The 10,812-nt window shown below is 71.6% G+C and carries 13 protein-coding genes and 3 pseudogenes; 13 read left to right on the top strand and 3 right to left on the bottom strand.

Features of this window, described 5'->3' with window-relative positions; translation table 11 throughout:
- From I53_RS07130 to I53_RS07120, 3 genes and pseudogenes are all read right to left on the bottom strand, one after another.
- A pseudogene (locus tag I53_RS07130) lies at positions 1 to 213 on the bottom strand (transcription antitermination factor NusB); the annotation flags it as partial.
- An 11-nt stretch (positions 214 to 224) separates the two neighbouring features.
- Positions 225 to 719 (bottom strand): 6,7-dimethyl-8-ribityllumazine synthase, encoded by a 495-nt coding sequence (ribH, locus tag I53_RS07125; protein ID WP_043348390.1) that lies wholly within the window; start codon positions 717 to 719, stop codon positions 225 to 227.
- Between the two features lie 68 nt (positions 720 to 787).
- Complete coding sequence (locus I53_RS07120; RefSeq protein ID WP_251982247.1) at positions 788 to 1,450, bottom strand: carboxymuconolactone decarboxylase family protein; 663 nt, start codon at positions 1,448 to 1,450, stop codon at positions 788 to 790.
- Between the two features lie 174 nt (positions 1,451 to 1,624).
- On the opposite strand from I53_RS07120, the gene I53_RS07115 reads away from it, so the two are divergent.
- The 13 genes and pseudogenes from I53_RS07115 to I53_RS07050 form a co-directional block, all read left to right on the top strand.
- Positions 1,625 to 2,347: an SDR family NAD(P)-dependent oxidoreductase gene (locus tag I53_RS07115; protein ID WP_043348395.1), complete on the top strand. Its 723-nt coding sequence runs from the start codon at positions 1,625 to 1,627 to the stop codon at positions 2,345 to 2,347.
- Between the two features lie 101 nt (positions 2,348 to 2,448).
- Complete coding sequence (locus tag I53_RS07110; RefSeq protein ID WP_251982246.1) at positions 2,449 to 3,411, top strand: hypothetical protein; 963 nt, start codon at positions 2,449 to 2,451, stop codon at positions 3,409 to 3,411.
- A 119-nt stretch (positions 3,412 to 3,530) separates the two neighbouring features.
- A complete protein-coding gene (locus I53_RS07105) occupies positions 3,531 to 4,034 on the top strand; it encodes an NUDIX hydrolase (protein ID WP_043348387.1) in 504 nt (167 codons plus the stop codon).
- Positions 4,031 to 4,501, top strand: a complete 471-nt coding sequence (locus I53_RS07100) for a TIGR02301 family protein (RefSeq protein ID WP_043348384.1) — start codon at positions 4,031 to 4,033, stop codon at positions 4,499 to 4,501. Before I53_RS07105 ends, I53_RS07100 begins: the two co-directional genes overlap by 4 nt.
- Before the next feature lie 159 nt (positions 4,502 to 4,660).
- Positions 4,661 to 4,915, top strand: a complete 255-nt coding sequence (locus I53_RS07095; RefSeq protein ID WP_012320917.1) for a hypothetical protein — start codon at positions 4,661 to 4,663, stop codon at positions 4,913 to 4,915.
- Positions 4,916 to 5,016: 101 nt separating this feature from the next.
- Complete coding sequence (locus I53_RS07090; protein WP_043348381.1) at positions 5,017 to 5,868, top strand: folate-binding protein YgfZ; 852 nt, start codon at positions 5,017 to 5,019, stop codon at positions 5,866 to 5,868.
- A gap of 312 nt (positions 5,869 to 6,180) precedes the next feature.
- Positions 6,181 to 6,591, top strand: coding sequence for a nuclear transport factor 2 family protein (locus tag I53_RS07085; RefSeq protein WP_043348379.1), 411 nt, complete (start codon positions 6,181 to 6,183; stop codon positions 6,589 to 6,591).
- A 290-nt stretch (positions 6,592 to 6,881) separates the two neighbouring features.
- Positions 6,882 to 7,295, top strand: coding sequence for an SRPBCC family protein (locus tag I53_RS07080; protein WP_043348377.1), 414 nt, complete (start codon positions 6,882 to 6,884; stop codon positions 7,293 to 7,295).
- Between the two features lie 446 nt (positions 7,296 to 7,741).
- Positions 7,742 to 8,354 (top strand): annotated as a pseudogene (locus tag I53_RS07070) (DNA-3-methyladenine glycosylase I).
- Between the two features lie 26 nt (positions 8,355 to 8,380).
- Positions 8,381 to 8,941 carry a hydrolase gene (locus I53_RS07065; RefSeq protein ID WP_187294317.1) on the top strand — a complete coding sequence of 187 codons (561 nt, stop codon included), beginning with the start codon at positions 8,381 to 8,383 and terminating at the stop codon, positions 8,939 to 8,941.
- Positions 8,942 to 8,991: 50 nt separating this feature from the next.
- Positions 8,992 to 9,504, top strand: coding sequence for a tyrosine phosphatase family protein (locus tag I53_RS07060; RefSeq protein ID WP_043348372.1), 513 nt, complete (start codon positions 8,992 to 8,994; stop codon positions 9,502 to 9,504).
- A gap of 127 nt (positions 9,505 to 9,631) precedes the next feature.
- Positions 9,632 to 9,892, top strand: a complete 261-nt coding sequence (locus I53_RS07055; protein WP_043348369.1) for an exodeoxyribonuclease VII small subunit — start codon at positions 9,632 to 9,634, stop codon at positions 9,890 to 9,892.
- Between the two features lie 43 nt (positions 9,893 to 9,935).
- A pseudogene (locus tag I53_RS07050) lies at positions 9,936 to 10,812 on the top strand (1-deoxy-D-xylulose-5-phosphate synthase N-terminal domain-containing protein); the annotation flags it as partial.

Raw genomic sequence — 10,812 nt, 5'->3', positions numbered from 1 at the left:
CTCGGCCGGGGGATGGACGATCCCGTCGACCTCCTGGCCGATCCAGAAGGCCTCGAACTCGGCGAGCGCGTCGAGGACGCCCTTGCCGGAGATGTCCATCTCGTAGAGCGCCTGCACCACGGCGAGGCGGGCGCCGCTGCGCAGGCTGATCTTGGCGGGCTTGCCGGCGGGCTCGGCGCCCGTCTCCGGCTGGGTGTCGGTGGTCCCGGTCATGGGGGTATCCGTCATCGGGTGCGCGCGGCTTCGGCGGCGCGCTTCAAAGCGAGCACGCCGAGGGCAGCCTCGGCGGCACCGCCGCCCTTGTTCATCTCGGCGACCCGGGCACGGGCGAGGGCCTGCGCCTCGGTCTCGACCGTGAGGATGCCGTTGCCGAGGGGCACGCGGCGCTGCACCGACAGGTCCATGAGCGCCCGGGCGCTCTCGCCGGCGACGATGTCGTAGTGGCCGGTCTCGCCACGGATGACGCAGCCCAGCGCCACCACCGCGTCGTAGGGCTCGGCGTCGAGCAGGATCGCCACGGCGGCGGGGATCTCCAGGGCGCCCGGAACGGTCACCACGATCGCCTGCGCGGAGGCGGCCGCGATGGCCGCGCGGGCCCCGGCGAGGAGTTCGTCGGCGATCGCGTCGTAGTAGCGCGCCTCGACAACGAGGATCCGGGCGCCGGCGAGGGCCGGGTCGGTGGGCTTGGGCGCCGAGTCGGCGCGGGTATGGGCGACCATGGCTCTCGTCCGGCCGGGTTTTCGGGAATGGGCGGGCGGCACGTCGGGCGCCCGCACGGGGAGGACGGTTAGACCGAAGCGGCCGGCGCCACAAGCGGTGCGGGATCTTGGCTCAGGCCTGGTCGCACGAGCGGCGCCGAAGCCGGCCCCACCAGCGGCGGCGGCGGAGGCGCCGCGGGCCCGCCCGCCGGCAGGGCCGTGCGCGCGACGTTCATCGTCATGGCGAGGAGCGCGTAGTAGCCGTTGATGCCGGTGAGGTCGATCGCCCCCTGCTCGCCGAAGCGCGCCACCAGGGCCGCGTAGGTCGCGTCGCTCACCGCGCGGTTGCGCATCAGCTCGGTCGAGAACGCGTAGGCCAGCGCCTCGTCGGCGCTCATCGTGTCGGGGCGGCGTCCTTCGGCGAGCGCCTGCGCGGTCTCGGGGGCGACCCCGGCCTTCAGGGCGATGGGGTGGTGGATGGCCCACTCCACCGGCTGGCTCCATTCCCGCGCGACCACCAGGATCGCGAACTCGCTGACCCGGAGCGGCAGGACGCTGCCGTAGCGCAGGTACTGGCCCATCCGGCTCGCGCACAGCATCAGTTCGGGGCTGCGCAGGAGCGGCACGAACGGCCCGAAGACCGGGACGCCGCGCTCGGCCTGGAACGCGGCCGCGGCCTCGGTCTGCGCCGGGGACAGGCTGTCGGCCGGGATCTCCGGCATGCGCTCCGCGCTGGTCTGCCCGCTGGCCATGCGTTTCTCTCCCCTGCCTCGACCCCGACCCGCGGGGCGCTCTGGATTTCCGGCCCCCGTGCGCCTAGACCATTGAGGCTCACCGGCACGCACCGCGCCCGACCGGGCCGCGACCCCTGAACGCCAGCGAGGCTTAAGGCTTTGGCCCTCCCCGTCAACGAACGCCGGCGCATCATGCTGCTCACGGGCGCGAGCCGGGGCATCGGTCACGCCACCGTCAAGCGCTTCTCGGCCGCGGGCTGGCGGGTGATCACCTGCTCGCGCCACGCCTTCCCGGAGAACTGCCCCTGGGAGATGGGGCCCGAGGACCACCTGCAGGTCGACCTCTCCGACGCGCAGGACACGGCCCGCGCCGTCGAGGAGGTGCGGGGCCGGCTCGCCGCCGAGGGCGGGGTTCTGCACGCGCTGGTCAACAATGCCGGCATCTCGCCGAAGGGGCCGGAGGGCGAGCGCCTCGGCGCCCTGGCCACCGAGTTCGACACGTGGCAGCGGGTGTTCCAGGTCAACCTGTTCGCCACGATCCTGCTGGCCCGGGGCCTGCGCGAGGAACTCGCCCGGGCCAAGGGCTCGGTCGTCAACGTGACGTCGATCGCAGGCTCGCGCGTCCATCCCTTCGCGGGGGCGGCCTACGGCACCTCCAAGGCGGCGCTCGCCGGCCTGACCCGCGAGATGGCCGCCGATTTCGGGCCGCTCGGCGTGCGGGTGAACGCGATCTCGCCGGGCGAGATCGACACGTCGATCCTGTCGCCCGGCACCGAGAAGCTCGTCGAGCAGATCCCGCAGCGCCGGCTGGGCACGCCGGACGAGGTCGCCAAGGCGATCTACTTCCTGTGCACTGAGGCCTCGTCCTACGTGAACGGCGCCGAACTCCACATCAACGGCGGCCAGCACGTTTGACCAGACCGGGCGCTTCCTCTGGCGCATCCTCGGGCACGGCGGCCGCGCGCCGGCACCCGGCGCCGGGCCGCGGGCTCCGCGCCGTCGTCCTGGGCCTCATCGTGGGCGTCGCGCCCGTCGCGGGGGCGCGGGCCGAGCCCGGGATCCGGATCCTCGACCTGCCCTTCAAGGTGCGGGCGCTGCGCGGCTCGCGCAGCGAGGCCGCGGTCTCGGTGGCGACCTCCGGGCTCCTGCCGATCACCGGCGCCAAGACCGGTCCGCAGACCGGCGGCCAACAGGCCGGCGACGAGGAGAGCGCGCCGATCGCCGTGGTCTGGGGCGACGAGGGCGGCGCCGTGCTCGCCCTCGCCGAGGGCCGCGTCACCGTGCGGCCGATCGGCAAGGAGGCCGTCGAGGGGCTGACCGCCGCCGAGACGCCGCGCGGGGCCCTGCCGGGCTCGCGCCGGACGCTCTCGGGACCCCTGAGCGCCTATCTCACCGGGCGCACCCGCGCCCCCGACGGCGGCCCGGCCGCCGCGGTCCTGACGATCCGCGAGCGCCAGCCGATGGCGGTCAGCACCGATCCGAAGCCCGTGCCCGTGGCCACCGTGACGGTGCCGGCGGGGGGCGAGGCGGTGTTCGCGCCCCTGCGGCCGCGCCTGCTGCGCCTCGGGGGCCGGCCGGCGCTCCTGGCGGCGACGCTGTCGGGCGCGGATGCCGGAGGGCTCGCGCTGATCGACCGGCCCGCCGGCGATCCGGGCGCGGCCTGGGCCGTCACCGCCCGCACGCCCGCCCAGCCGGGGCCACCGCTGAAGATCGTCGGCATCGCCGATTTCTCCGGGTCCGGCGAAAGCCAGGCCGCGACGGTCAGCGCCAAGGGCAGGCTCCAGCTCTGGACGCTCCGTCCCGACCGGATCGAGGCGGCCGGCGAGGCCGAGGGCTACGCGGCGGGCGACGGCGATTCGGATCTCGCCGTCACCACCCCGGCCGGCGGCGGCCCCGAACTCGTCCTGCCGGTGGCGGGCCGCCCGGAGATCGCCTTCGTGGCAGCCAAAGGGCGGCCTGGCGCGAGCGCGCGCGCGTGACCCTGCCGGTTCCCGCCGAGAACGGCATCGTTCGTCCTCGGGGAGGGCGCCGCGGCGCGGCTGCTCTTCAGCCTCGCCGACGGCCGGGTGGCCGTCGTGGCACCCGATGGAGGCACGCCGTGAGTGCGGGCGCACAGGATTCCGACAGCCGCCTGTTCCCGGCGCGGCCCATCGTGGGCGCGTCGATCGCGGTGATCCGCGGCGACCGCGTCCTTCTGGCGGCGCGGGCCAACGAGCCGATGCGCGGCGTCTGGACCCTGCCGGGCGGTCTCGTGGAAGCGGGGGAATCCCTGGCCGAGGCGGCCCTGCGCGAATTGTCCGAGGAGGTCGGCCTGCCCGCGGAGGTTGTCGGCGTGCTCGCGCCCACCGAGATCATTCTCCGGGACGAAGCCGGCCGCGCCCGACATCACTACGTCGTCCACCCGCACGCCGCCCTGTGGCGCGGCGGCGAACCCGTGGCCGGCCCCGAGGCGCTGGGGACCCGGTGGGCGACGCTCGCGGAGGTCGCGACCCTTCCGACCACCCCGGGACTGGTCGACACCCTGCGCGAGGCCTTCGCGCGCGTGGATGCACATGTGGATGCACATCCTGCGCGGACGGGCGGCGGGGAGGCGACGGCGTGAGGCGGCCGACGACGATCCTGTGCCTGCTGGCGCTCCTCACCGGCCTGGTCTCCGGGCCGGCCCTGGCCCAGCAGCGTTCCGGCCGAGGGGCCGCGCCTGCCAAGGAAACCGCCCGGGAAGCCGCGAAGGAGGCCCCCAAGGAGGCGAACGCCCCCGCGGACGTACCCGCCCCCTACGACCGGGACCTGCTGCGCATGTCCGAGATCATCGGGGCCCTGGCCTTCCTGCGCAACCTCTGCGGAGCGCCGGATGCGTCCGACTGGCCGGCCCGCATGAAGGCCCTGATCGAGTCCGAGGGCGTGACCCCGGTCCGCCGCGACCGCCTGGCCGGCGCCTATAACCGCGGCTACCGCGGCTATGCGCTCACCTACCGGGTCTGCACGCCGGCGGCCCACGAGGCCGCCGCCCGGTACGTCGCCGAGGGCGACCGGCTGTCGCATGCCCTGGCCGGCCGTTTCGGAGGGTGATGCAGGCGCAACACACGCACCGGCGATGCCGGCGAAACATCGGATTTGAGCGCCCGTGTTAACCGATCCGAAATTCTCGGCTGGCCGAGCCGCCGGGACCCGCCTATCATCCATTGTGTCCGCCGGGCCCCGTGTCCGGCGCAATGGAAGTATCCGGCTATGCAGCACAGCTCTCACACCGCCCCCATCGAGGTCGATGTCGAGGAGAAACGCGTCGCGCTGAGTTACGTCTCGGAAGCGTTCGCGGAAGGCTGCCTCGATGGTCTCGACGGTGACTGCATGGCCCAGGCCGCCCTGTTCGCGGCGTTTCAGGAACTGGTGACCACGTACGGCGAGGAAGCCACCGCCCGGTACGCCGAAGGATTCCCGGAGCGCATCCGCGGGGGCGCCTTCACCACCACCCTGCAGCATTGAGCGTGTGAGCGCGGACGGTTGAGGCACGGGCGGTCAGCGACTACGTCCCGGGTCTGCGGTTCGGCGCGCCGGACCGCCCGCCGCCCGAGGAGCCGCCGCCCATGCCCGTTGCCCTGTTGCCGGACCGCGTCCTGGTCACCGTCGTGGGACCGGACGCCACGACGCTGTTCCAGGGCGTCCTGACCTGCAATGTCGAGACGCTCCAGCCCGGGGAGGCGCGCCTCGGCGCCCTGCTGACGCCGCAGGGCAAGATCCTGTTCGACTTCCTGGTCTCGCGGATTCCGGACGGCTTCCGGCTCGACGTGCAGGCCGACAAGGCTGCAGACCTCGCCAAGCGCCTGACGCTCTACNGTCCTCCCGCGCAGGNGANGATNGCNGCCGCCACGCTAGTCGCGGTGGCGGCCGTCTGGGCCGGCGCCGTCCCGCCCGCGGCCGAGGCGGTAGCGGATTCCCGCGCGGCCGATCTCGGCGCCCGCCTCTACGCCGCCGCGGGCGCCTTCTCGGCGGACGCGACGGAGGCCGATTACCACGCGCACCGGATCGCCCTCGGCGTGCCCGAAGGCGGACGCGACTACACCTTCGGCGACGCCTTCCCGCACGAGGCGCTGATGGACCAGCTCGGCGGCGTCGACTTCCGCAAGGGCTGCTATGTCGGCCAGGAGGTGGTCTCGCGGATGCAGCACCGGGGCACGGCCCGGACCCGCATCCTGGCCGCAGCCTATCCCGACACCGCGCCCCAGCCCGGCACCGAGATCACGGCGGGCGGCAAGGGGCTCGGCACCACGGGCAGCGCCGCCGGAACCCGCGGCCTCGCCCTGGTCCGCATCGACCGCCTGGGCGACGCGCTGGCGGCCGGCGAGACCCCGCGGGCGGGCGAACGCCCCGTGACGCTGGAGCGCCCGGCCTACGCGACCTTCGCTATGCCGGATGTTGCGACGAGCGCGGCGGGCTGAGGCCGGATCGCATTCCGCGGGCGCCGCATACTCCGGGACAGGGGCCCCGCGTTACCGATCACAGCCCGATCCCGGGCATTCGCATCGGAGCACGATCAGCTGGCGCGTGGGGTGGCTTCTCGCGACCCCGGGGCGGCATGCTGGCGATCGTTAGAGGTTCCCAGGAGCCGGCATCCTCCGGCCGGCATCCCAGGCCGGCCCGGGGTCGATCGGGAGCCGTCCCGGACCTTCTGCCCTGAAGCGGATGCTCGCCTCCGAGCCGCAGCGACGGCCAGATCGGTCGCATGGGCGGGGACATCGAGGAGGACGACCATGACCTTCCAGGACGAGATCGCAGCGTTCTTCGCCAGCTACGTCGAGGCATTCGCGCGCCGCGACGCCGATGCGTTGAGCGAGCTGTGGGAGCGGGTCGGACTGTTCCCGTCTCCGACCGGCAACTTCGCGTTGCCGAGGGAGGCATTTCGCGACCATTGCGTGACGCTCATGGACTTCTATCGCAAGCAGGGGGTCGTCCAGCCTCTGGGCGAACTCCGGTCGGCGGTGGAACTCTTCCCGAACGTCGCTCAGGCTCGGATGACCTATCGGATGCGGGGCGAGGGAGACGCACTCGTCGCCGAGTGGGACCACGTCTACATTCTGCGCCGCTCCGACCGCTGGCGCGTATCGTTGACGATCGCTGACGGTGAAATGGCGGCATGGGCCGCACGAGGGGCGCAACTCTGATTTGCGAATGTCGGGCGCTCGACGCCACACAGGACGCCTGTTGCTCAGGCGCTTCGCGAGAAAGCGGAAGCGCTGACAATCTCGGAAGGGTCGCGAGCAGGCGCGACGGCGATGTCCATTCCGGTGCGTTTGCCGCTCTGGAGCGGCGCCTCGCACATCCACCCCTCGCCGACATACGCGCCTTTGCACCCGCGGCCGTCGTCGACATCATTTCGGAGGTTGCCGCCGTAACTGATCTGAGATGAGGTGCGCCCCTCGAAAGCTCGACATCGACGGGATTGCGACCACAAATGACTCAGAATCGGATCACCGTGGAAGCAACGGCTCCCGCACCCCTCGATGTCGCCTGGAAGGCCTATACATCGCCCGACCAGATCATGCAGTGGAACTTTGCCTCCGACGACTGGCATTGCCCAGCCGCAAGCGTCGATCTGAAGGAAGGTGGCAAGTTCACGTCCCGCATGGAGGCGAAGGACGGAAGCATGGGCTTCGATTTCGAGGGCACTTACACAAAGATTATTCCGAACACGCGAATCGAATATGCGTTTGGTGATCGCAATGCGGTGGTCGAGTTCACCCCATCGGGCGAGCGAACGCACGTAAAGATTGCGTTCGATCCCGACGAACAAGTCCCCATCGATCACCAGCGCGACGGCTGGGCGGCGATTCTTGGAAACTTCTGCCAGCATGTCGGGAGGCGTTGAAGCCCGCCCAACGAGAACGACGACCGAGACCGCTTTCCGGCCGGAGCGGGCGTTTCCCTCCCGCCCCGACAACGCCAGTCCTGTGCCTTCCCTCTCATCCCTCGAGCGGACAGCCTGCAAGCGTTGAGGAGCCCCCCCCAGACGACCAGGAGAGGATGCTCGAAATCGAAGAGGACGATCTGTCTACCGAGCAGACACGCGCATTGCTGGCGCTCCATCGTGCAGGCCCGCATGCGTGCTCGCCGCCCGGCCACGTGTTCGCGTTCGATCTCTCAGACTTGCACTCACCGGGCGTGACCGGGTTGACGTCGTAGAAGGCGCGCACCGACCCTGCGACCGGATCACTCCCGCATGCGTGAAGCCGGAGCGGAGCGCGCCGCGACAGCCGCTGCGCGTTCCCCATTCCGACGATGGCGTTCCGCTCCTGTTCTCGTTAACGTGGCCGGATGTCCGAGACTGGCCTGATCGACCATTCCGACGGCTGCCCCCGCTGCTGGTGGGCCGGCCTCGACCCGCTCTATGTCGCCTATCACGACACCGAATGGGGCGTGCCCGAGTATGACGGCCGGGCCCTCTACGAGAAGCTGATCCTCGACGGCTTCCAGGCCGGCCTGTCCTGGATCACCATCCTGCGCCGCCGGGACGGGTTTCGCGACGCCTTCGCGGGTTTCGATCCGGAGCGGATCGCCCGCTTCACCGAGGACGATGTCGCGCGGCTGATGGCCGACACCCGCATCATTCGCAACCGCGCCAAGATCCAGGGCACCATCGCGGGCGCCCGGGCTTGGCTGCGGATCGAGGACCAGGGCCCCGGCTTCTCGCGCCTCCTCTGGGATTTCGTCGACGGCCGGCCGATCCAGGGCAAAGCCCGGACCCGGGGGGGGATCGCCACCAAGACGCCGGCCTCCGGGCCATCGGGAAGGCCCTGAAGGGGGAAGGGTTCTCCTTTTGGGGGCCGACCATCGGGCACGCCTTCATGCAGGCGGGGGCATGGTCAACGACACCTTCGTCGGCTGCCACCGGCACGGACCCTGCGCCGAATTGGGCCGGCCCCGATGAGCGAGCCGCCGCGCGCCTGGCAGGGCATGCTCTCCGGCCGGCGCCTCGACCTCCTCGATCCGGCGCCCGGGGACATCGAGATCGCCGACTTCGCCCACGGCCTCGCCCGGGTCGCCCGCTGGAACGGCCAGACCCATGGGCCGCACGTCTTCTCGGTGGCCCAGCACAGCCTGCTGGTCGAGGCCGTGGGCCGCCATCTCGACGCCGCTTGTACCGATCCGGACGGGCTGGAACTCCTGCTGCACGACGCGCCGGAATATGTCGTGGGCGACATCATCTCGCCCCTGAAGGCCGCCCTCGGCGACGCCTATCGCGGCATCGAGCTGCGTCTGCTCGCCGCGGTGCGCCGCCGCTTCGGCCTGAACGCCCCGCTGCCGGCGCTCGCCCGTTTGGTGAAGCAGGCCGACCGGATCGCAGCCCATGTCGAGGCGGTGCGCCTCGCCGGTTTCGCCCGGGACGAGGCCGAACGCTATTTCGGCCCCGCCAGGGCGCTGCCCGAACCGGTGCTGGTCCTGGCCGAGCCGTGGCCGACCGCCGAGGCCGAGGCGCGGTTTCTCGCGCGATTCCACGCTCTGTGTCCGACCTGACGAATCTCCGCCCTCGATCCGTCACGATCGCAGGTCACTGGCGCCAGACCATGCCGACCCTCCACGTCTGTCCCCTCTCGCGTCTGCCCGAGACGGTCGCCGCCACCGATGCGAGCCACGTGCTCACGCTGATCAATGTCGGCACGCCGCTGGAGCGGCCGGCCGCGATTGCGGCGGAGAACCACGTCGTCATCGGGGTCAGCGACATCGCCGCGTCGCGCGACGGGCACGTTTTGCCGGCTGAAGAGCATGTGGCCCGGGTGCTCGACTTCATTCGGGCCTGGCCGCGGGAGAAGCCGCTCGTCATCCACTGCTATGCCGGGATCAGCCGGTCGACAGCCGCCGCCTATATCGCAGCCTGCGCGCTGGCGCCGGAGCGCGACGAGGCGGCGATCGCCGAGGCCCTGCGCGCAGCTTCGCCTTCGGCGACGCCCAACCCCCTGTTCGTGGCCATCGCCGACCGCATGCTCGGCCGCGACGGCCGCATGGTCGCGGCGATCGCGCGCATCGGTCGCGGCGCCGACGCCTTCGAGGGCACGCCGTTCAGCCTGGCGCTGGCGTGAGCCGGAGTGTGGCGCAAACGCCGCCGCATGGCTCCAAAACGGTGCGGATCCGGCCAGCGGATTGGCCCCCCGGGTTGTGGGCACCGGGTTTCGCGCCGTACAACCACCCCCAAAGGAAGTATCTGGGATGAGTGCGAGCAGACCCGAGGGGGCCCCCGCCGCTGGCGACCTGCCCTTCGAGAAGGCGCTGGAACAGCTGGAGGAAATCGTTCGCCGGCTTGAGCGGGGCGACGTGCCCCTCGACGAATCGGTGGCGATCTATGAGCGCGGCGAGGTGCTGAAGAAGCATTGCGAGGCGCTGCTGAAGCGGGCCGAGGCCCGGATCCAGCGGATCACGCTGGGCTCCGATGGGCGGCCCGAGGGCGTTGCCCCACTCGACATGTCCTGAGGCTCGGCGGTCAAACCGATCCCATCCGTTAGAGGTTGATGCCGTGGCAATTACCCCCGAGCAGAGTGCGCTTCTCGATCGTGTCCCGAATCCTGCGGCGCTGCGGCGTCTTCCGGAATCGGATCTTCCGGCTGTTGCGGAGGCGGTGCGCGCCGAGATGATCGACGCGGTGTCGATCACCGGCGGCCATCTGGGCTCGGGGCTCGGCGTGGTCGAGCTGACGGTGGCGCTGCACCACGTGTTCGACACCCCCGACGACCGCATCGTCTGGGACGTCGGCCACCAGTGCTACCCGCACAAGATCCTGACGGAGCGCCGCGACCGCATCCGGACCCTGCGCCAGGGCGGGGGGCTGTCGGGCTTCACCAAGCGCAGCGAGAGCGTCTACGACCCGTTCGGCGCCGCCCATTCCTCGACCTCGATCTCGGCGGCGCTGGGCATGGCGGTCGCGCGCGACCTCGACAACGCCACCGCCAAGGTGAAGGGCCGCCCGCAGAAGCGCCGCAACGCCATCGCGGTGATCGGCGACGGCTCGATGTCGGCCGGCATGGCCTACGAGGCGCTCAACAATGCCGGCGCCCTGCACTCGCGCCTGATCGTCATCCTCAACGACAACGACATGTCGATCGCCCCGCCGGTGGGCGCCATGTCGGCCTATCTCGCGCGGCTGGCCTCGGGGGGCGCCTACCAGTCCCTGCGCGAGACCGCCAAGCAGCTCGGCAAGCTGCTGCCGAAGGCGCTCTACCAGCGCGCCGCGGCGGCCGAAGAATACGCCCGCTCGCTCGTGGTCGGCGGCGGCACCATGTTCGAGGAGATGGGCTTCCACTACGTCGGCCCGGTGGACGGGNCACATCTCGACACCTGCTGCCGGTGCTCAAGAACGTCCGCGACGCCGAGCACGGCCCGATCCTGCTGCACGT

The organism is Methylobacterium sp. B1 (assembly GCF_000333255.1).
GTDB classification, from domain to species: Bacteria; Pseudomonadota; Alphaproteobacteria; order Rhizobiales; family Beijerinckiaceae; genus Methylobacterium; species Methylobacterium fujisawaense.
Note: the sequence above shows the minus strand (reverse complement) of the source record. Positions and strands in the feature narration are given on the sequence as shown.

Excerpts from the sequence above, each read along its gene's own strand:
- I53_RS07080 (WP_043348377.1), top strand. The coding sequence starts at position 6,882 with ATGACTCAGAATCGGATCACCGTGGAAGCAACGGCTCCCGCACCCCTC.
- ribH (WP_043348390.1), bottom strand. The coding sequence starts at position 719 with ATGGTCGCCCATACCCGCGCCGACTCGGCGCCCAAGCCCACCGACCCG.
- I53_RS07120 (WP_251982247.1), bottom strand. The coding sequence starts at position 1,450 with ATGGCCAGCGGGCAGACCAGCGCGGAGCGCATGCCGGAGATCCCGGCC.
- I53_RS07065 (WP_187294317.1), top strand. The coding sequence starts at position 8,381 with ATGCTCTCCGGCCGGCGCCTCGACCTCCTCGATCCGGCGCCCGGGGAC.
- I53_RS07055 (WP_043348369.1), top strand. The coding sequence starts at position 9,632 with ATGAGTGCGAGCAGACCCGAGGGGGCCCCCGCCGCTGGCGACCTGCCC.
- I53_RS07095 (WP_012320917.1), top strand. The coding sequence starts at position 4,661 with ATGCAGCACAGCTCTCACACCGCCCCCATCGAGGTCGATGTCGAGGAG.
- I53_RS07060 (WP_043348372.1), top strand. The coding sequence starts at position 8,992 with ATGCCGACCCTCCACGTCTGTCCCCTCTCGCGTCTGCCCGAGACGGTC.
- I53_RS07085 (WP_043348379.1), top strand. The coding sequence starts at position 6,181 with ATGACCTTCCAGGACGAGATCGCAGCGTTCTTCGCCAGCTACGTCGAG.
- I53_RS07115 (WP_043348395.1), top strand. The coding sequence starts at position 1,625 with ATGCTGCTCACGGGCGCGAGCCGGGGCATCGGTCACGCCACCGTCAAG.